We start from the raw sequence: 21,146 nt of genomic DNA on the forward strand, positions 1-21,146 counted from the left end.
GGCGGGGGGACCGCGGCCGGGAGCCGGTGCTCAACCGGTGAACTGGCCGATGATCTTGGCGAAGTCGTACGGCTGCTGGGTGACGCTGCTGCACTTGCCGTCCGCCCAGCCGGTGGTGCCGGTGCACTGCCGGTCCCGGTTCAGCGACCAGAACGACAGCCGGCCGAGGTGGTGCTGCTGCGCGTAGCCGAGCAGGGTGCGGAAGGTGTCCTGCGTGAACAGCTCGCTCGGCTGGTCGGTGTGGCCGTTCATCAGGATCAGGCCCGTCCGGGCGTACACGGTGGCGGCGGACAGGTCGGGGCGCAGCGTGACGAGCTGGCCGTGTGCGGCCTCCATGACCTTCTGCACGTCGGCGGCCATGGACGCGGCCGGACCCCCGTAGTCGAACGCCATCACGGCGTACAGGTCGATGTCGGCGCCGTTGTCCTTGGCCCGCTGGATCTCGGCCTTGTCCAGGTCGCTGAGGCCGACGGTCGTGACCGGCATCGTGAGGGAGACCTCGAGCCTCCGCCCGGCCGCGGCCGCGTTCTGCTTGAGGATCTTGATGGCCTGGAAGCGTCGCGTCTCGCCCGAGGCATCGCCGAGGTCGTCGCCTTCGATGTCGAAGTCGACGTGGGTGAGCGTGTACTTGTCGATCACCTGCTGGTACGCCTGCGCCAGTGAGGAGGCGTCGGAGCAGGCCGCGCCGAGTTCGACCCCGTTGTAGCCGCCGAAGGAGACCGCGACGTCGCCGCCCGCCCCCCGTACCGCGTCGACCTGCGCCTTGGCGGCCGTGTCCGCGGACACCTTCTGCGCGGCGTCGCCGTCCCAGGTCGGGGTGCAGCCTCCGCCGTTCGGCGCGAGCACGAAGGCGAGGACCAGCGAGTTCACGCCGCTCCCGGAGACGATCGCGGAGATCGGCTGGGGGTCGTTGTCGAGCGGCATGAAGTACGGCGCCGCCCGCAGGCCCCCGGACGGCGTGGTTCCGCCGCCGTCGGTGGTGGCGCTCACCGAGGCGCTGAAGGCCGACGAATTCCCGGCCGCGTCCTTGGCCCGCACCGTGAAGGAGTACGACGTCGAGGCGGCCAGACCCGAGACCGTGGCGCTCGTCCCCGAGACCGTCGTGGCCAGGGACGAACCTTGATACACCTCATAGCCGGTCACGCCGACGTTGTCGGTGGAGGCCGTCCACGACAACGACACGCTCGACGACGTGTGACCCGTCACCGTCAACCCGGTCGGCGTGCTCGGCGCCTGCGTGTCCGAGCCGCCGCCCCCGCCGTCGCAGGACCCACCGTTCAGCGTGCAGCCGGTCGGCGTGCCGCTCCCCGAGGCCACGAACCCGAAGACCACCGAGGCGCCCGCCGCGATCGAGCCGTTGTAGTCCCGGTTCTTGAACACGTAATGCGACCCCGACTGGGTCTCCAGCGCGTCCCAGTACGTACCGACCGACGATCCCGACGGCAGGTCGAACGCCACCGTCCAGCCGTTGACCGCCGACGAGCCGTCATTCTTGATCGTGAACTGTCCCTGATAGCCGCTCCCCCAATCCGACGTCTTCGCGAACGTCGCGGTGAGGGAGCCGGCGGCGTGGGCGGGTCCGGTCAGGACGCCGAGCAGGAGGAGGCAGGTGGCGAGGATGGTCAGGGCACGCGGGCGAACACGCACGGGTCCTCCTTGGCGGCACCCGCGCACAGGCGCGGGCGGGGTCGCGTCCGGCGGTCAGAACCCTGTCGCTGTCGTCGGGCGAGCCCCCGGAGGCTTCCGCCTGCGCCGTACCTGAAGCGGCAGTCGCTCCGAGTGGACCCGATATGAACCCGAGCCGTCAATATCCTTAAGAAAGTTTCTTATCAGATAGAAACGCCTCCCGGCGGGCCGCTCGTCAGTGCCTAGACCAGGCGATCACCCTCATGTCCGGAACACCGGATCGAGCAGCCCGAAATCCGGTCGCCTCGCGGATCAGTCGACGTTCCGGGAGAGCAGGTCCGGATGGTCCGGGTCGATGTGCCAGCTGTTGACGCGCCGCGGCTGGATCCGGATGACCTCATTGCTGAAGAAGCCCGGCGCCAGCGGAGGCTCCTCGACGATCATCGTCTCGGCGCGGCCCCGGATCTCGACGCCGCGGCCCCAGCCGGGCCTGACCTCCCCCGGCTCGTCGGGCGTCATGTCGTCGACCACGAACGCCACCACCGGATTGGCCCGGGCGTTGCGGTACTTCTGGCTGGCGCTCATGTTCGGGCCGCCGATGTCGATCGTGTCGTCCGCGTTGAGCCGGAAGCCGACCGGCCGTACCTGGACGGTCCCGTCGGGGGCGACGGTCGCCAGGCGGCCGAGGTTCTGTCCGGTCAAATACGCGCGTTCCCTGTCGGTGAAGACCATGCGCCGACGTTAGGACCTCGACCGCGCTTGAGGTCAATCAGGAGTCGCCGCGCCAGCGGCCGATGAAGACGTAGTACAGGTAGCCGCCGGTCTCGCGGACGATGTAGTGGAACTGGGTGTCGCGGCTGCCGACGGTGGGGCCGCTGCGGGTCGGCGAGGTCACCGCCTTGATGCCGTTGTCGCCGGCCATCGTCCGGGACCGGAGCGCGTGCCAGGGGTCGGTGACGATGACGGCGGTGTGCCAGCCCTGCCGCTTGTACTCCCTGCCCACGTCGATCATGCTCTGCAGGGTGTCGCTTCCGCTGCGCACGGCCACGATCCGGTTGCTCGGCACGCCGTGCTTCGTGAGCCACGCCTTGCCGGTGCCGGCCTCGGTGTAGTTGTCGCCGGGCCGGTTGCCGCCGACGGTCACGATGTGCGGGGCCACGCCCTCGCGGTAGAGCTTCAGGACGTGCAGCAGCCGCCACTCGAGGACGGGCGAGGGCACGCCGTTGTACTGCGCCGCCCCCAGCACGATGATCGCGTCGGAGCGCCGGTGGTCGTCCTGCCGCGCGACCCACCAGACACGGAACCCGGCGAACAGCGGCGTCCCGATGACCAGGACGAGGAGCAGGACGAAGACCCGCCGCACCCACCGCCCCCGCGAACGGCGGCGGGGCCGCGCCCCTCCGCCCTTCGAACCGCCGCCGTAAGAGTCGTCATCGACCGTACGGCCGTCGTAGGGGTCGTCGTCGGCCGTGCCGACGTCCGCGCGGCCCCGTGGACGTTCGAGAACGCTCGTCTCGTCGTCACGAGAATCACCGCGCGGGCGGCCGGGCAGGACACTCGTCTCGTCGTCGCGGGAATCCTCGCGCGGGCGGCCGGGCAGGTCCTGCCGGGTGGGGTCCGGCCGCCACTGCGGCAGGTCGCCTCGGGTGCGCGCCTGCTCGGCCGGGACCCCGGTGGCGTCCCGGCCGAACTCGACCGTGGGCTCGGCGCCGTCAGACCGTTCGGTGATCGTTCCTCCGTCTCGCACGACCCTTTAGACGCCGTCGGCGGGGCCGGTGTTCAACGACTGTCGCTCCCTGCCGACTCTATAGCGGCGCGGCCGGCCTCCAGCCGCGCGATCGGCACGCGGAAGGGCGAGCAGGACACGTAGTCCAGGCCGACCTGGTGGAAGAAGTGCACCGACTCCGGGTCACCGCCGTGCTCGCCGCAGACGCCGAGCTTGAGGCCCGGGCGGGTCTTGCGGCCCTCCTCGGCGGCGACGCGAACGAGCCGCCCGACGCCGTCGACGTCGAGGGTCTCGAACGGGGAGACGCCGAAGATGCCCAGCTCGAGGTAGCGGCTGAAGAACGCCGCCTCGACGTCGTCGCGGGAGAAGCCCCACGTCGTCTGGGTCAGGTCGTTGGTGCCGAAGGAGAAGAAATCCGCCGCCTCGGCGATCTGCCCGGCCGTGAGGGCCGCGCGCGGCAGCTCGATCATGGTGCCGATGAGGGCGTCGACGCCGACCTCCCGCAGCACCTTCTCGGCCTCGTCGCGGATGAGTTCGAGCTCTTGGACGGCGACGACCAGCGGGATCATGATCTCGGGACGCGGGTCGCGGCCGGCGGCCTTCCGCTCCGCGGCCGCCTCGGCGATCGCGCTGACCTGCATGGCGAACAGGCCCGGGATGACGACGCCGAGGCGCACGCCGCGCAGGCCGAGCATCGGGTTCTCCTCGTGCAGCCTGCGTACGGCGTCGAGGAGCCGGCGCTCGTCGTCGGAGGCGTCGCCGGTGGCCACCTTGACCGACAGCTCGGTCAGGTCGGGCAGGAACTCGTGCAGCGGAGGGTCGATCAGCCGGATCGTCACCGGGCTGCCGTCCATCGCCTCGAAGATCTCGGCGAAGTCCTGCTTCTGGAGCGGCTTGAGCGCGTCCAGGGCGGCCTGCCGGTCCTCTTCGGTCTCGGCGAGGATGAGGTCCTCGACGAGCTGCCGCCGGTCGCCGAGGAACATGTGCTCCGTACGGCACAGGCCGATCCCCTTCGCGCCGAACCTGCGAGCCCGCGCGGCGTCGGCCTCCGTGTCCGCGTTGGCCCGTACGTCGAGGCGGCGGCGCGCGTCCGCGTGGGTCATGATCCGGTGGACGGCGTCGACCAGCTCGCCGCCGTCCTCGATCGACAGCGTGCCCTCGAAGTACTGGACGACCGGGGAGTCGACGACGGGCACCTCACCGAGGTACACCGCGCCGGACGACCCGTCGATCGAGATGACGTCGCCCTCGGAGATCGTCACGCCTCCGGGTCCGCTGACCTTCCCGGCCCGTACGTCGACCTCGAGCTCCTCGGCCCCGCAGACGCAGGTCTTGCCCATGCCGCGGGCGACGACGGCGGCGTGTGAGGTCTTCCCGCCGCGGGAGGTCAGGATGCCCTGGGCTGCGATCATGCCGTCGAGGTCGTCGGGGTTGGTCTCGCGGCGGATGAGGATGACGTTCTCGCCCTGCTCGGCGAGCTCGACGGCGCGGGCGGAGGAGAAGACGGCCTTGCCGACCGCCGCGCCGGGCGAGGCGTTCATGCCCTGGGCGATCTTCTTGGCCTCGGTGGCGTCGGCGAACCGGGGGAACATCAGCTGGACGAGTTGCTCGCCGGTGACCCGGCTGACCGCCTCGTCCTCGTCGATGAGGCCCTGCTCGACGAGCTGCACCGCGATGCGGAACGCCGCCGCGGCGGTCCGCTTGCCGACGCGGGTCTGCAGCATCCACAGCTTGCCGCGCTCGACGGTGAACTCGATGTCGCACAGGTCGCGGTAGTGGTTCTCCAGCGTCTCCATGATCTGCAGGAGCTCGCCGTAGGAGCGCTTGTCGATCCGCTCCAGGTCCGCCAGCGGGACGGTGTTGCGAATGCCGGCGACGACGTCCTCGCCCTGGGCGTTCTGGAGGTAGTCGCCGTAGATGCCCTGCTGGCCGCTCGCGGGGTCGCGGGTGAAGGCGACGCCGGTTCCGGAGTCCATGCCCATGTTGCCGAAGACCATGGCGACGATGTTGACCGCGGTGCCGAGGTCGGCGGGAATGCGCTCCTGACGGCGGTAGAGGATGGCGCGGGGGGCGTTCCAGGACTCGAACACCGCCTTGACCGCCAGGTCCATCTGCTCGCGCGGGTCGGTCGGGAAGTCACGGTCGGCGTGCTCGCGGACGATGTTCTTGAACGTCTGCACGAGGCCCTTGAAGTCGGCGGCGTCCAGGTCGAGGTCGTCGTCGACGCCCTTGGCGCGCTTGGCGTCCTCGAGGGCCTCCTCGAAGTGCTCGCCGTCGATGCCGAGCACCGTCTTGCCGAACATCTGGATGAGCCGCCGGTAGGAGTCCCAGGCGAACCGCTCGTCACCGGCGCGCTCGGCGAGTCCGTGCACGGACTCATCGTTGAGACCGACGTTGAGGACGGTCTCCATCATTCCCGGCATGGAGAACTTGGCGCCCGAACGCACGCTCACCAGGAGGGGGTCGTCGGCCTGCCCCAGGCGCTTGCCCATCTGCCCTTCGAGCGCGTCGAGGTAGCGGCCGATCTCGTCGTCCAGCCCGTCCGGAACGGCTCCGTGCTCGAGGTAGTGCCGGCACGCGTCGGTGGTGATCGTGAACCCCGGCGGGACGGGAAGGCCGAGATTGGTCATCTCGGCCAGGTTCGCGCCCTTGCCCCCCAGCAGGTCCTTCAGGTCCTTGTTGCCCTCGGTGAAGTCGTACACGTACTTCGGCATGGGAGACTCTTTTCCCTCCGGTTCACGCTGAATGCGGCGACTGTACCCAGCGAACGGTGAGATCATCGTCACTGTCAGCGCCCGTCGGCCTTTGTGCAGGTCAGCGCCGGTACAGTGGTCTATTCCAATACCGACATTCCCCCCATGGGGCCCTAATAGCCCTAAGTCGGGCGGGTCTCGCCCTCCGGATGTGCGTACCCCGCCGCCGCTGCGGGATGATGTGCCGATGAGGCCGGTGACCAATCATGGGGCGGGTGAGGCGTTCGCGCCGATCGCCGATTACGGGTTCCTGTCGGACACGGAGACCACCGCGCTGGTGGCCCCGAGCGGCAACATCGAGTGGATGTGCCTGCCGCGCGTGGACTCCCCGAGCGTGTTCGGCTCGCTACTCGATCGCGACGCCGGGTACTTCCGCGTCGGGCCCGCCGGCGTCGAGGTGCCCGCCGCCCGCCGCTACATCCCCGGCACGATGGTGCTGGAGACCACTTGGTGGACCCCCGGCGGCTGGCTCGTCGTCCTCGACGCCCTGCTCATGGGCCCCTGGCATCACGAGGACCAGCGGTCGCACACCCACCGCCGCGCTCCGACCGACTACGACGCCGACCACGTGCTGCTCCGGATGATCCGCTGCGTGAACGGCCAGTCGCAGGTGCGCCTCGACTGCATGCCGATCTTCGACTACGGCCGGGATGCCGCCCGGTGGGAGCACACCGGCGCCGGCTACCACGAGGCCGTTGCCAGCGGAAACGGCCTAGAGTTGCGCCTCACCAGCGACCTGAACATCGGGTTCGAGGGCTCCCTCGCCACCGCCCGTACGCTCCTCAAGGAGGGCGAGACCCGGTTCGTCGCCCTGTCCTGGAGCGAGCACCGGCCGCCGCAGTCGCACGACGAGGCCCACGAGCGGCTGACCTGGACCGTCCACCACTGGCAGCACTGGCTCGACCGCGGCCGCTTCCCCGACCACCCCTGGCGGGCGCACCTGCAGCGCAGCGCCCTCACCCTCAAAGGCCTGACGTACGCGCCGACGGGCGCGGTCGCGGCGGCGGCGACCACCTCCCTGCCCGAGACACCGGGCGGCGACCGCAACTGGGACTACCGCTACACCTGGATCCGCGACTCGACGATGGCCCTGTGGGCCTTCTACACGCTCGGGTTCGACTGGGAGGCCAACGACTTCTTCCACTTCATCACCGACGTGGCCGAGGCCGCCGGCGGCCACCTGCAGATCATGTACGGCGTCGACGGCCGCGCCGAACTGGAGGAGTCCACGCTCGACCACCTCCACGGATACGACGGGGCACGTCCCGTGCGCATCGGCAACGGCGCGTACGTCCAGGAGCAGCACGACGTCTGGGGCGCGATCATCGGCTCCATCTACCTGTACGTCCGCAAGCGCGACCGGCTCGACGACCGGCTCTGGGCGATAATCGTCAAGCAGGTCGAGGCCGCCCTCGCCAACTGGCGCAGCCCCGACCGCGGCATGTGGGAGGTGCGCGGCGAGCCGCAGCACTTCACCTCGTCGAAGCTCTTCTGCTGGATCGCGGCGCACCGCGGCGCCCAGCTCGCCCACATCCGCGGCGACGCCGAGCGGGCGGAGCGCTGGCAGCAGGCCGCCGACGAGATCCACGCCGACGTCCTCGAGAACGCCGTCGACGAGCGCGGAGTCTTCGTGCAGCACTACGGCACCAAGGCGCTCGACGCGTCGGTGCTGCTGATCCCCATGCTCGGCTTCCTCCCGCCGGACGACAAACGGGTCCGCGAGACGGTCTTCGCCATCGCCGACGAGCTCACCCAGGACGACCTCGTGCTGCGCTACCGCGCCTCGGAGACGGACGACGGCTTCGAGTCGGAGGAGGGGACCTTCACGATCTGCTCGTTCTGGCTGGTCTCCTCACTGGTCATGATCGGTGAACTGGACCGTGCCAAAGCACTGTGCGAGAAACTGCTCTCCTACGCCAGCTCCCTGCAGCTGTACGCCGAGGAGATCGATGCGCACAACGGCCGGCACCTGGGCAACTTCCCGCAGGCGTTCACCCACCTGGCCCTGATCAACGCGGTGATGCACGTCATCCGTGCCGAGCAGCAGGAGCGCGAGACGCCGCTCATCTGATCCTTCCCACCACGCCCGCCGGCGAGCAAACCCGTCGGCGGGCACGCCCGCCGGTCGCGGCCGCCGCCAGTGACGCCCGTCCGCGGCGAGCGGAACCGGCACGGATTCGATCGGACCCGAATTCTCGAACATAACAAGCGGAGCAAACATTTAGAAAGGGTGTAGTTGCGGCCAGAAGCGGGCATTGACCCCAGGCCACTGCAAAACCTACGTTTCGTTTCCCGGCCCCGCCAGGCCCCGGGAGAACCCCGGTGTCGGTTTCCCCGGCACCGGGCCTCACCCTGGATCAGCCAGATGCCCCGAGCGGGCGCCGCGTCTGTTTCCGCGGATTCTCGCGCTCAGACAACGACCCGGCGAACAGATCGATGTTGTGCCGGGTGAGGTCGAGGATCTCTCGGAGAAGATCGACGGTGCCGCCGCCGCTTCCGGCCTCATAGAGGCCTACCGCGCCGTTGTAGGCCTTACGGGCGTAGGTCAGGTGCTTGCCCCGGAAGAGCACCAGAGTGCGCAGTGTCGCCGCCAGCGCCCCTGCGGAGTCACGCAGTACGGTGGGCGTGGTCTCGATGGAGCGGTACCCGGCCAGAGCTCTGCTGACCTTCGTCACCGCCGAGGGCGCCCGCTCCCAGGCGGGCAGATGTACCCGCAGGTGCGGGAGCGCGTACGGTGCCGCGTCCCGGCGGAACTCGTCGAACTCCTCCGAGCCGTGGTCGGACGCCCAGACCACGAGGTCCACCAGGAACAGCGGAACCTGTGAGCCGGCGGGCCCCGCATAGGTGGCGCCACCGACCTGGATGTCCTCGAAATACGGGCGCAGCTCCCTTCCGAAGAAGCTCGGGTCGATCTTCCGCGCGACGTCCCTCATCGCCACGTCGAACGAACCGATCTTCTCCGCCAGTTCTGTGAGCAGCACCGGAAACTCGGCCTGTCCGGGATCGGAGACCGACAGCCGCCGGCACACCTCCACCGCGCCGGACAACTGGGTAAGGGAGACCTGGGTGACGCCGATCAGGCAGTCCTCCTGCGGATCGCCGGTGTACATACGCCGGCGAGGCCCGCTCGGATTGAACTCGCTGTAGTGGTGCACGGTGTCGCGCGGGACCATCCGCGTCCGCCGACCCAGCTCGACGAGGACCTCCTCGAGCCCGGGCACGGCGTCCACCGGTTGGACGGCATGGCGTTTCAGTGAGCCGAGGAACCCACCGAGGTCCCGCATCGCAGCGACGCAGTCCTCCTCAGAGAACGCGGAGACGCCGCCGGAAGGAAGAATTCCGGCCAGAGCCCGGGTGATCGCCCCGACGTCCTTACGGGCGTTCATCTCGGGCAGTCGCAGGCAGACGCCGTCGGCGGACAATGGATCCAAGGCTCTGATCCGGGCGGGATCGCATATCACTTCACCGTGAACAACCTGCACAGAAGGCATGGGGGAACTTCTCCTCAGTGCGTCACCAGCCGGGACACGTTTACTAAGGCACCGTCTCGCTCACACCTTCCGCCCTCTCCGCGGCGTATGACTTACCAGCGAAATGGACGGAATCCACATGCTCAAACGGACACCGAAAGCCTTTTCTCAGGCATGAACCAGCCCGAGTAATCACGCAGCGTCAACATCCGCCAGAGTGCACAATACTGCTATTTCGGACTATGGTAGAGGGGGCGAACGAAGATCGTCAAGACGTGTAGATCACGGAACCCCCGCTCGCCTACGGACGCCACACGGGCACATTTACGCAGGTCAACGCGGAAATTTCAGCGGATCGGTCGCAGCCGCACCGAAGCGGCGCCGCCGGCGTTCCTCGTGTGCTCCGTGTGACCGCGGGGACCGAATCGACGGTTCGCTCATGCCCCGGCGCCCTGGTCGGCCGCGCCGACCAGGGCGAAGCGTGCTTACTCCACCGATGCCCGAGCCGGCGGCCCGTACAAATACGGCGGGGAATCTCGAACCGGCCGCCCGACCTCTCCGTTCATCGCTGTTCGCGGCCCGCCGGAGGCACACCGTGAATACGTCCTCATGGCGGCGGAACACGCGACCCTGACGTGGGCATTGACCGCAGACCGCGACACAACCTGCGTTCGTCTTCCCGGTCTCGCCGAGCTCCGGAGCGAAACCCGGTGCCCGCTCATTCCGGTACCGGGTTCACACCTCGTACGGCTCGGGCCGAGGCGTGCCCGCCGGTCTCCGGCCCTCCAGTGCGAGGGTGATCGGCGTCGCCGTGAAGACGCTCGACCAGGTGCCGACGAGGATCCCCGCCAGAAGCGCCACCGCGAAGTCGGTCAGCGAGTCGCCGCCGAGCAGGGCCAGCGCCGCCAGAATGAAGATCGCTCCCATTCCCGTGTTGACCGTACGCGGCACGGTCTGCAGCGCCGCGCGGTTCGCGATCCCGGCGAGCGGGGCCTTCGGGTCCTCCCTCCACAGCTCCCGTACGCGGTCGAACACCACCACCGAGTCGTTCACGGAGTAGCCGATGATCGTCAGCAGCGCCGCGAGGAACACCCCGTCGACGGACCTGCCCGACCAGGCGAACAGACCGGTGACGATGACGACGTCGTGCAGCATCGCCAGCACGGCGCCCGCGCCGAACGTCCAGCGGAACCGGATCGCCAGGTAGACCAGCTGCCCGCCGAGGGCGGCGCCCAGCGCGATCACCGCCTTGTCCCGCAGCTCACTGCCGAGACTCGGCCCGACCCTCTCGTCGCGCTGCTTGGTGACGGTACCGCCGTGGCGCTGAAGGGCTTCGTGGATCCGGTGCTCCTGGTCGTCGGTGAGGTCGCCGGTACGCACGGAGACGTCGTTCCCGCCGGACGCCTGGACGACGGCGTGCGGGAACCCCGCGTTCGACACCGCCCGGCGCGCGGTGTCCGCGTCGACGGACCTGCTCGTGGAGTACTCGACGAGCCGGCCGCCGGTGAACTCCACCCCTAGGTTCAGGCCGCGTACGGCGATCCCGGTGACCGCCAGCAGCACCGCGACGGCGGAGACCGACAGCCAGATACGGCGGCGTCCCATCACGTCCGGATCGCGCCGCTCGATCCAGCGCCGTACCCGCCCGCTCCCGGCCAGCCCCGTCAGCGACGGCCGGGCGGCGACCGCCCGGCGGCCGAGCGCCCACTCGGCGAGCACCCGCGTCACCAGCAGCGCCGACACGAACGAGGCCAGCACACCGATCGACAGGGTGATGCCGAAACCGCGGACCGACCCCGAGGCCAGGAAGAACAGCAGCCCCGCGGCGAGCAGGGTGGTCATGTTCGAATCCGCGATCGCCGACCAGGCCTTACGGAAGCCCCGGGTCAGCGCGGACCGCACCCCCTGGCGCGGCATCGCGGCGTGCTCCTCGCGCGCCCGCTCGAACACCAGCACGTTCGCGTCGACCGCCATGCCGATGGCCAGCACGAACCCGGCCAGCCCCGGCAGGGTGAGGGTGGCGCCCATGGCGCTCAGCGCCGCATAGGAGATCAGCGCGTACGAGCCGAGCGCCAGGGCGGCCACCACGCCCGCCAAGCGGTACATCCAGATCACGAACAGCGCGGTGAGCACGACCCCGATCACCGCGGCCCGGGCACTGGCGTCGATCGCCTCCGCCCCGAGGGTCGGCCCGACCGTACGCTGCTCGACGACGTCGACCGGCACCGGCAAAGCACCGCCCTGGATCAGCGCGGCGAGGTTCTTGGCGTCCTTCTCGCCGAAGTCACCGGTGATCTGCGTCGATCCGCCGGTGATGCCGGTACCACAACCGACGCCCGGGTCCACCTGCGGCGCCGAGATCACCCTGTCGTCGAGGAGGATGGCGACCCTGCGCGCCGGGTCGCCGGGCGCGGCGCAGGCCGCCTTCGCGGTCAGCCGCTGCCATGCCGCGTCATGATGGAAGTCGACCGAGACGAACCAGCCGCGCAGGCTCTGCGGGTCGAACCCGGCCTGCGCCGTGCCGACGTCCTTCCCGGTCAGCGCGACGGGGCCTACCTGGAGCGGCTGTCCCTTCTCGTCGGGCATGGCGCGGCCGCCGGTGGGGACCACGGAATGGAAGGACAACTGCGCGGTACGGCCGATGACCCCGGTGGCCTGCCGGGCGTCCTGCACGCCGGGCAGTTCGACGATGATCCGCTTGTCGCCGGAGCGGGTGAGCGCCGGCTCGGAGACCCCGAGGGCGTCGATCCGCCTGCGCAGCACTTCGACGGCGCGGTCGGTGGACCGCCGATCGGCCTTCGCGTACGGGGAGTCGTGGGTCTGCAGCACGATCTGAGTGCCTCCGCGCAGGTCGAGCCCCAGGCGCGGAGACGTGAACAGGGTGATGAACAGTGAGGCGGCGATCACGGCGAACGCCAGAAGCGCTCGCACCGCCGTGGCACGAGAAATGGGATGCCTCCATACGGGCCGGCCCGGCGAACCGGGCCACGGACGAACCCCGCCACGCGCGTCACTCGCGGCCGTGCGGCCGGGGATGCTCGCGCGGTCGGCGGGTCCCGCGACGCGTCAGGCGTGGCGGGTGATGATCAGGAACCCGTGGTGGAGGGCGGCCCACGGCCGCGCGGAGTGAGTGTCGATGCCCCGTGTGGTACCGCCGGAGCTTCGACGACCGGCTCGAGCAGGCGCCGGTCCGCGCCGACCGCCGTACCGCCGCAGACGACCGCCGGCGCGTCCGAGGTCGTGTGCCGCGAAGACGACCTTGACGCATCCGCGGCGGCCCAGACCCGGAGCGTGCTCTTCTCCGTGACCAGGCCGACGGCGCTCGACACGGTCGCTGCCGTGCCATAGGCCGACGCCGCCGACAGGGACCTGGCCGACGCGGCGTACGCCGACGTCGTACCGGTCCCTGCGGGAAGGGCGAACCCGATGACCCCGAGAAGCAGGGCCAGGATCCGGAGACGGCGGGCGATCCGGTCGTTCACGTCGCCCTCCCGCCGTCGATGATCTTTCCGCCACCGTATCCGATGAGCACTGCGGTCAGCGCTGGATCTTGGATCCTGATCGCACGTTCGCGTCCACCGCCATGCCGATGGCCAGTACCACGGGTCAGCCAGCGGAGCCGGGCCCGTACGTCGACCGTGTCGTTCGCGAGCGCGTTGTAGACGAATCCGTGCAATCGCACGGTGGCGGGCCAGGTCCGTTCATCGTCCTCGAAGATGCCGACCTGGGCGTTGGTGAGGTTCACGACGCCATCAGGTCGTCGGCGAGGCAGCAGCAACAGCGCCGTGACCCTGCCGCCCTCCAGGTCCAGCGCCTGCCCGGACCCGATCCCAGCACAGACAACCGGGCACAACACAACTGGCGCTGGCGCCAGGAAACCGGTAGACAGTCATCCAAGGGCTTCTGGTGGGCGAGTGATCTAGACACTCCCTCGACTACCAGAAGCCCTCTTCCCTCTCCAGAGCCGACACGCGATCCCCACCCAAACCGTCTGCTAACAGGCTCTTAAGCTCACGGTGGCCGGAGGGATAACCTGGGCCGTCATCAGCCCGCCCCGGCCTCAGGCCGACAACGGCGATCGACACGCACGCCTTCTCACCGTTCTCATCCAGCGTGCTGTAGCTACTCTCCGCCCATTCGGCCCAAATCTGCCAGTCGGCGAACTCGGGAGGCAGACCATCCGCGGCATTTTGCGGATCGGGCCGGGAGCCGACCGCCGGTTCGCCGGCTGCGGTGGGATCACCCGCATGCTGGTCCGAGCGGTGTCCCGATGGCGCGTCGGGGCGCACACGGCCCGGCGCCGGATCCGCGAAGCCGTGTCGGCCGGTGTCGTGTTCGATGGGGGTGTTCGTGTCGGGGGCTGTTATGCGGGCCTCGATCCGGACCCGGCCACGGCCGATGCTTGGATCGGCACGGATGTCGACGGGGACCTGTGTGCCGACGATCTGTGCCGCTGCGGGAAGATCGAAGTCAGCGAGCTTGGAGCGGACCTTGTCCAGGAAGACGTCCCGCACCACCTTGGCGATCCGGTGCTGCGGCGTCGCCCAGTTCGCAGCTGTGCCTGGACCGGCGCTGATGCGAAGGGCCGGTGCGGGGCGCCCGGCCCGCAAATCCCTTATGAGGGCCTCGGCGTACTGGCCGGCGAGGGATGGCACGTCGGTGCGAACTCCGTTGAACCGGACCTCCGCCACGTGGTCGGGTTCGAAATCCATCACGGCCGGAGCCGGGGGCGCCACCCGGTTTCCGGGGATCGGCAAGGGCACCTTCTCCGACCGGTAGCGGAACGGGCCGAGATCGCCCAGCACCGCCGAGTGCATCTCGGCAGCGAACGTCACACAGTTGTTGAGGAGCCACTGGTAAGGCTGGTTCTGCTTCGAGCGGGCGAAGTCGACGCCGCTCTGCATCTGCTCCACCGTTACCTGCTTCGGTGCCTCGATCCGTGGCACACTTTGGAAGTCCGGGCTGAACACCGCGCCTGCTGAGGAACCGAACCACGGTACGTCTGCGGCGTTCGCCGCGCCGAACCCCATGGTGAAGACCCGGCCTCGATACCGGGCCGCTCCGCGCCCCGGCGTGCCCAGCGGAAGCCGGACACTCACCCACACATGGCCCTGGTCACTCATCCCGGCAAGAGGCCGGACCGTGATGGCGAACTCCACAACGGCGCCCTGGCGGTCCTGTATCCCCGACAGCGCGCGTTCCAGCTGCGCGATATCGTAACTCGCATCCGCCGGCACATTGAGCGGACGTGCGTCGGGCTCGCGACGGTCCATCACCCTCCGCACCGCGTCGGCCAACGCCGGCACATCGGTGAACACATCCCGCCCATGCCTGATCCGGTAAACATCCGCCAAGGTCAGCAACGACAGGGTGTCGTGCTCGATCCCAGACATCGGCTCGAATGCGTCAGTCCGCCCATCGCTCACGCGCTCAGCGACATCGTCCGCCAGCGCCGCCACGTCAGGGAAGTTCACGCCCATCAGCTGCTGGAACCCGACCGGCTCCGCGGACCATGCCGAAATGATCCCCGACAGGGCCTCTGGCCGGTCACGCACCTCATCCACCGACTCCGTCACCCGGCCCCCCTCACTGACCCGGGCCCGCAGCCTCCGGACGAGGTCCTTCACTTGCGCCGGTGACAGCGGCTGACGCCCCGGGCGTACACCACTGAGGTCCTGGCCTGACAGCAGAGCTGCGCGGGGCGGCACGTCGGTCGGCGGGACGGCACCCGCAGGCGACGTCGCCGTCGCGTTGGAGCTCGAAGTGCTCGGCGAAATCTGTTCCTGCGCATGTGGATCGTCTTCGTTCAGCACTACCACCGGCTGCGGTGGCATCGGCTCGATCTCAGCCGCCTGGTGCCGTTGGTCGGCCGCTTTGGCGAGCTCTTGTATAACGCGACCCTGGAGACGATAGATCGCCGCGCTTCGGTTGGATGGGCGGTCTTTAGAATCCAACCAGCGATCGATTGCGGCCAGGATGTTTTGTAGTCCCCGTTCGCTTCGGTGGAATCCGTCGGTGTCGCGGAGGCCGCCGTTCTTCCACAGGTCAAGCGCGAGGTCGACTTCCTTCAGCGCAGGTGAGCGCCCTCGGGTCGGCGACTGAAGAAACGGCAGGCGAGAAAGGGTTTCCCAGTCGTCGATGATGTCACCGTCGAACTCGCCGGCGCCACCCCTGAGCCTCAGCGGCTGAGAAGGGACGTCGCCACGCTTGGGCGACGAGAAATCATTGGTGGAGCCGCTTGCTGGCTGCTCAGTGGAACCAAGGGGGGACAGCTCGACGCCGAAATCGAGCTTTTTGTCGCGGGCGTACTTCTCGAGTCTTTGGCTGTACCGTTCGGCCTCATCTCGCCCACCGCCGTAGTACACGATCACGACTTTTTCCAGGTCCTGCCACTGCAGATCACCGTGGATCTGGGCCTCAAAGTAATCGCGCATGTCTACGCCCGCGTTGAGCTCACCGCGCAGCTCAGGGTCGTAAGCGAATCCGGTGGCTTCGGCGAGCGCCAATCGCACCGCCTTTGGCTGACCGTAAGCCAGCAACGGGTAAAGATGATCGGGACCGGTGACACTACGTGCCCCTCTTACATCGCTCACTTCCCACTCGAAGCTATCCTCCGGCGTAAACGTCGCTCTAGCCCTTACTTCTTGCTTCCAGACGAAGACAGCGGAACCGTAGTCCTGGAGTCCGTGGGGTCGTAGCCGGGACATCAGAGCGGCGTACTTCGGGAGGTCCCCTAGTTCGTCCCGTTCCGGCCCTGGCAGTCCACGGCTGCGCCCTAGGGTCGCCGCGTAGCCGAATATCTCCTCGATCTTGCGACGTTTCGTTGGCTTATCGTCGCCATTGGTAGTTCCGGTCTCCCAATAGTTGCGGAACTTTCCCGTGGAATCGGCGAGCAGATCGTCGATCTTGCGCACTGGCATATTCGTAGTCAGCAGCATTTTCGAACGCAAATGCTCATGCGCGGCCCGCAACAGGCGGTCGATATTGAGGTGTGAATACCTTTGCGCCCACTCGGCTCGCTCGAGCCGGCTGTTTGCCGCTGCACGGTCCCGATTGCTGACATCTCGGCCCCGTCGTTCTACCACGACTAGAGCCGCGGCCTGAGCCTCACGTAGCCGTCGCCGCTGGCTCGGTGCCTCATCTCGCACCGAGACCTCCTGCCGGAAACGCTTCCATATCGAGAAGAAGATTTTAAAATCTTCTTCGAGGCGCTCCGCATGGCGCTGTAGCCTCTCTGCGACGGGAGAGTCTCGGGGATAAAGACTGATCTTTTTGCGGAGGTCCTCGATGTCCTTCCGCGCCCCCACGGTCGCCTTGACCTGGTCGTCGGCAAGAAGCCACCGGGCAATCTGAAGATCCCTGGCTCCGGGGACCATCTGCTGGGTGGCCTCCCGGGCGAGAAGGCCTTGCCGCTCGTCCTCATCATCATCATCGGCAGGATGCGACGCGACCGGCATCGGCTTGCCTTCAGCCGGCGGCGGTATGACATTGTCGAGTTCGTGCTGGACACGCTGCTGAAGCTGATTGATGGCCGCAATTCTCCGGTTGGAGTGACTACTCTCCGCGCGCCACCATTCAATCGCATCCAGAATGGCCCGTAGTTCGCGCGCATTCTGCTCGAGTTCTTCCGGGGCCAGACGACCATGGTCCTTCCACTGGCGGAGGGCGCGGTCGACTTCCTTCAGCGCAGGTGAGCGCCCTTGGGTCGGCGACTGATGAAACGGCAGGCGAGAAAGGGTTTCCCAGTCGTCGATGATGTCACCGTCGAACTCGCCGGCGCCACCCCTGAGCCTCAGCACGTCAGAAGTGGCATCGCCACGCTGGGCCGACGGGGAAGGAACATCGACATCCCCGTCCGGACTTTGCCCTGTACCCGCAGCGCCGTGTCGGCCGGTGTCGTGTTCGGCGGACGTATTCGTTTCGGAGGCTGCTATGCGTACCGGCGCCGCGCGCCGGTTCGCGATGCGGTTCGCCATCCGCCAATTGACGACGATTCCGGGCACCACGTCCTGCAGGCTGCGTCCGTGATACTCCCGGGATTGCTGCTCCAGGAAGGCGAGCATCCGAATGTCGTACGAACCGGACGAGTTCTTCAAAGCATTGAGGATCTGGTCGCCGGTCCCACCCAGATGCAAGTCCGGGAACTCCCGATGGACGTCGGCCATCGACAACCCACTCGTGTCAACCTCGGCCAGCGCGTCGAACGACTTGCTTTGGACCACCCGCGACAAAATCTCGCTGAGATCCTGGTCCGACAACGGAGCTGTGCGGGACGGCACGTCGGCCGGCGCGACGGCGCCCGCAGACGACGTCGCCGCCGCGCTGGTGCTCGACGCGCTCGGCGAAATCCCATCGCCGGACTCGCTCGTATCCACCAGATCCGCCGACGCCGCCGGTGTCGGCCGCCGGCTGGTCCGTGGGGAAGGAACATCGACGTCCCCGTCCGGACGTTGCCCTGTACCTAGCGCCGGAGCGTCCGCCCCGTACTCCGAGGACCAAATCAGCCAATCTCTGAACTCTTCAGGCAGATCAGTGTGCGTATCTTGCAGATCGGGCCGGGAGGTAGATCCCTCATCCTCGTCATGTGGCCGGCCGGCCGGTTGGCTGCTGGCTGGTGGTGTCCCGCGAAGTCCGGCATCGCGTTGAGTAGCCACGGCGGACAACTCGATCTCGATCCCGCGCCGAAGGCGATCAACCACCGCAGCCCGCTTACTGGGACGACCCTGCTTCGACGTCGACCACTGGTCGATCGCGGACAGGATCTGTTCCAACTGCTGCTGCTTCAAATCGAAGCGACCGGATAGATACCGACCGTGATCCCTCCACGCAGCGAGCCTCTTGTCGATCTGCTGAAGTTCTTTGGAACGCGGATAACGCGGCGACAACTTGCTCTGCGTCTCCCAGCCATCAACGATCAGCAACGCGTCGATGCGCGTCTGGTCGATCCCACCGCGCTTGCGCTGTGCCCGGTCGTACATGGGGCCGAGCTCGTCGTCGATCGAAGTGAGGGTCTCCTCCACATCGTGGATGTCGGCCGGGTACGGAATGGCCGTCCGCAGTTCCACGGGAATGAGCGGAACGGTCAGCTGGTTCTTGTTGGTGTCGGCCTCATCAAATTGGGTGAATATACCGAGCGCGTCGTCCTGATCGAGCCACTGGTTAGGCCGGTCGAGCAGGGCGTTGTCCAGGTAGTCGCCGATCGTCTTCCCATCCTCGTCTTCCTGGATGGGAAGCCTGAGCAGGTCAATCCGTCCGTCGGGCAGCCGTTTCGCGAAGGCATAGAAACGGCGGTAAGTCCCGCGGTAAGTCGTGGCCTTCTCGTAGAAGTCCCTGTCGAAGTCTGGAAAAGCGCGGCGGACCTGATTCACCAGCGAATCCCTGACGAGCTGGGCGTTCTGCTCCAGAAAGGTCTTCGCGTCGTCGGAGAGCTGCCGCCGCATCCCGGCGAAGGCCACTCGTGAGGCGACCACGAGGAAGTTCTTAGAAAGTGCTCCTGGATAGAGGTAAGTCATCATCCGCGCGGCGATGTGCGGAAAGACCAGGGCAGCCATACTGCGGATGGCCGATACCGACTCGATCTCAGCGAGCTTGTCGAGCGACGTTCGCGGAACCGTCGCCCCGAAGCGCCACTCGACAAACCTCTGGGCAAGCTCGTCCCCGAAGTCGAGCCCACCCGAGACGATTTCCACCAGCTGCGGTATGGCGTCCGTCTTTGTAAGGGCGTACTTGAGGAAATCATGCATCTCGGTCAGCGGCACACCCGCGGTGTACTGGGGGTACAACACCGGCGCATCGCTGCCGGGCGCTGTGATCGGCAGGATCTCAAGCGTCGCAGCCCCCGCCCCCGCCCACCCCTCGTCGACCTCAAAGTCCTTCAGTGTGGGGAAGAGTTCCCAGCCCTCCTCTTCGGGGAAGAGTTCCAGCGCCGGCAGCTGCGGACGATGGTCAGGGTGTTCGGTGACCGTCTCCCATAGGACCTCAAGCTTCTCGCGTATCGACGCCATCACCGTGGCACGGTCGTCGGCCCGGGCATCATCGGGCTGCCCCGTTGCTCCGAACGGCGTCGAGACGAACTCCACGATCGACCCGCGGACCAGCTCCCCCTGCTCCTTACCGGACTGCTCGAAATGAGAACGGGTCAGGTAGTACTTGCCCTCAGTGTCACGATAGAAGGGACGACCATCGATCTTGGCTTGGTAGCCTAGGCGCTTGTTGGCGGCCAGCACGAAGCCACTCGTCCCTTCCACACCAGGCGGAAGCCCGTGGACGAGAATGGCTGTCTCGAGCTCAAAGCCGTATGCGCCGAGGAACGGGGACGGCGGTCCCGGATTCGGGTTGACGGCGATACTCTCGCGAGGGAAATCATCGCTGGTCGGCAGAAACTCCAGCCTCTGGAACCACGCTGGCAGGATCGCCTGGCGGCCCTTCTGACCGTCCAGGAAGACGACACCGTTCTTGTCGTGGACCACGTTGTAGACGTGTCTATCGACGATGACGATGCCTCGCGCCCCGCGGCCCGCCTCGGTCATGGCGTCGACGATCGCCGCGTATCCGGGCACGGCGACCGACTCGCCCTTGCCCATGTTCTCGATGTACTCGCGCGGCGCGATCTCGCTCGGCGAGACCGAATAGTAGTTGTACCGGCGCAGCGCCGAATCCTCGCCCGGTTCGAGCATGGCCTCCTCAAGCGTGAGGTCCGTGCCGATCGCAGCGAGTACGCAGTTGGTGAAGAAGTCGCCGCCCCAGGAATGGAACGGGTTGACCTCGGGCAGCCAGGGATAACTCGACTCAACGACGTCGTCGGGAAGTCGGCGGTGGCCGTCCCGCACATGGGCGGGTGCCGACCTCGCGTTCCGGTTCGCGATGACCCTCGCGATCCGCCAATTGACGGCGATGTCGGGCATCACGTCCAGCAGGCTGCGTCCGTGATCCGCCCGGGATCGCTGCTCCAGGAAGGCGAGCATCCGAATGTCGTACGAACCGGACCGCGAGTTCTTCAAAGCCTTGCGGATCTCGTCGCCGGTCCCGTCCAGCCGCAAGTCCGAGAACTCCCGATGGACGTGATCCATCGACAATCCAGTCGTGTCAACCTCGGCCACCTCGTCGAGCGACTGGCTTTCGACCGCCCGCGACAAGATGTTACTGAGGTCCTGTGTCCCCGCGGCCGGAATGTCCACCCCCAACTTCGAGGACCAAATCAGCCAATCATCGAGTGCGGTACGCAGATCGGCGGGCGTGTCTTGCAGATCGGGCTCGGAGGCAGCCCTCTCATCGTGTGCGGTGGTGACGGGTGGCGCGGGCGTGAGTGTGTGGCTCGACACGGTCGGCGTGGCGGGCAGATAGGGGATGAAAACGCCGTCGATCATCCGTCCGGGGGCGGCCTCCAGACAGGCGGGAGGCTGCGCCGCGGTGCTGTGGGTTGAGGCCCGCCATGCCGCTGCCGGCCTACGCCCCCGGTCGGTGGTGGATACCACGATGACCCGACCCTTCCTGCGCCCCCGCGCGGCCTCCGCCTCACAAAGCGTCACCTCTGGCGGGCCCGGCCGAGAGTCCGGTCACGGGTCGCGCTGA

At 67.8% G+C, this 21,146-nt stretch carries 10 protein-coding genes; 1 reads left to right on the forward strand and 9 read right to left on the reverse strand.

Features of this window, described 5'->3' with window-relative positions; translation table 11 throughout:
• Positions 1–30 precede the first annotated feature (30 nt).
• From NE236_RS14930 to ppdK, 4 genes are all read right to left on the reverse strand, one after another.
• The gene (locus NE236_RS14930) at positions 31–1,647 is read right to left on the reverse strand and encodes a cellulose binding domain-containing protein (protein ID WP_252842563.1); all 1,617 of its coding nucleotides are present in this window, start codon (positions 1,645–1,647) and stop codon (positions 31–33) included.
• Between the two features lie 291 nt (positions 1,648–1,938).
• The gene (locus NE236_RS14935; RefSeq protein ID WP_252842564.1) at positions 1,939–2,358 is read right to left on the reverse strand and encodes a PPOX class F420-dependent oxidoreductase; all 420 of its coding nucleotides are present in this window, start codon (positions 2,356–2,358) and stop codon (positions 1,939–1,941) included.
• Between the two features lie 37 nt (positions 2,359–2,395).
• Positions 2,396–3,373: a YdcF family protein gene (locus NE236_RS14940; RefSeq protein WP_252842565.1), complete on the reverse strand. Its 978-nt coding sequence runs from the start codon at positions 3,371–3,373 to the stop codon at positions 2,396–2,398.
• Positions 3,374–3,405: 32 nt separating this feature from the next.
• Positions 3,406–6,066, reverse strand: a complete 2,661-nt coding sequence (gene ppdK / locus NE236_RS14945) for a pyruvate, phosphate dikinase (RefSeq protein WP_252842566.1) — start codon at positions 6,064–6,066, stop codon at positions 3,406–3,408.
• 235 nt (positions 6,067–6,301) lie between these two features.
• Between ppdK and NE236_RS14950 the strand changes: the two genes are divergently transcribed.
• Positions 6,302–8,176: a glycoside hydrolase family 15 protein gene (locus NE236_RS14950; protein WP_252842567.1), complete on the forward strand. Its 1,875-nt coding sequence runs from the start codon at positions 6,302–6,304 to the stop codon at positions 8,174–8,176.
• Positions 8,177–8,462: 286 nt separating this feature from the next.
• Here the strand turns inward: NE236_RS14950 and NE236_RS14955 are convergent, their stop codons facing one another.
• The 5 genes from NE236_RS14955 to NE236_RS14975 all read right to left on the reverse strand — a co-directional run bounded on the left by NE236_RS14955 (position 8,463) and on the right by NE236_RS14975 (position 20,941).
• Positions 8,463–9,536, reverse strand: a complete 1,074-nt coding sequence (locus NE236_RS14955) for a monodechloroaminopyrrolnitrin synthase PrnB family protein (protein ID WP_252842568.1) — start codon at positions 9,534–9,536, stop codon at positions 8,463–8,465.
• Between the two features lie 774 nt (positions 9,537–10,310).
• On the reverse strand, positions 10,311–12,506 hold the full coding sequence (gene secD / locus NE236_RS14960) for a protein translocase subunit SecD (RefSeq protein WP_252842569.1): 2,196 nt from the start codon (positions 12,504–12,506) through the stop codon (positions 10,311–10,313).
• A gap of 155 nt (positions 12,507–12,661) precedes the next feature.
• The gene (locus tag NE236_RS14965) at positions 12,662–13,057 is read right to left on the reverse strand and encodes a hypothetical protein (RefSeq protein WP_252842570.1); all 396 of its coding nucleotides are present in this window, start codon (positions 13,055–13,057) and stop codon (positions 12,662–12,664) included.
• On the reverse strand, positions 13,054–13,320 hold the full coding sequence (locus NE236_RS14970; protein WP_252842571.1) for a hypothetical protein: 267 nt from the start codon (positions 13,318–13,320) through the stop codon (positions 13,054–13,056). Before NE236_RS14970 ends, NE236_RS14965 begins: the two co-directional genes overlap by 4 nt.
• Before the next feature lie 190 nt (positions 13,321–13,510).
• Positions 13,511–20,941 carry a toxin glutamine deamidase domain-containing protein gene (locus NE236_RS14975; RefSeq protein ID WP_252842572.1) on the reverse strand — a complete coding sequence of 2,477 codons (7,431 nt, stop codon included), beginning with the start codon at positions 20,939–20,941 and terminating at the stop codon, positions 13,511–13,513.
• Between the last annotated feature and the right edge of the window lie 205 nt (positions 20,942–21,146).

Source organism: Actinoallomurus purpureus, from assembly GCF_024055795.1.
Lineage (GTDB): Bacteria > Actinomycetota > Actinomycetes > Streptosporangiales > Streptosporangiaceae > Actinoallomurus > Actinoallomurus purpureus.

Bases quoted from the DNA above. Each gene is read 5' to 3' on its own strand.
- NE236_RS14975 (WP_252842572.1), bottom strand. From the start codon at position 20,941: ATGATCGACGGCGTTTTCATCCCCTATCTGCCCGCCACGCCGACCGTG.
- NE236_RS14935 (WP_252842564.1), bottom strand. From the start codon at position 2,358: ATGGTCTTCACCGACAGGGAACGCGCGTATTTGACCGGACAGAACCTC.
- ppdK (WP_252842566.1), bottom strand. From the start codon at position 6,066: ATGCCGAAGTACGTGTACGACTTCACCGAGGGCAACAAGGACCTGAAG.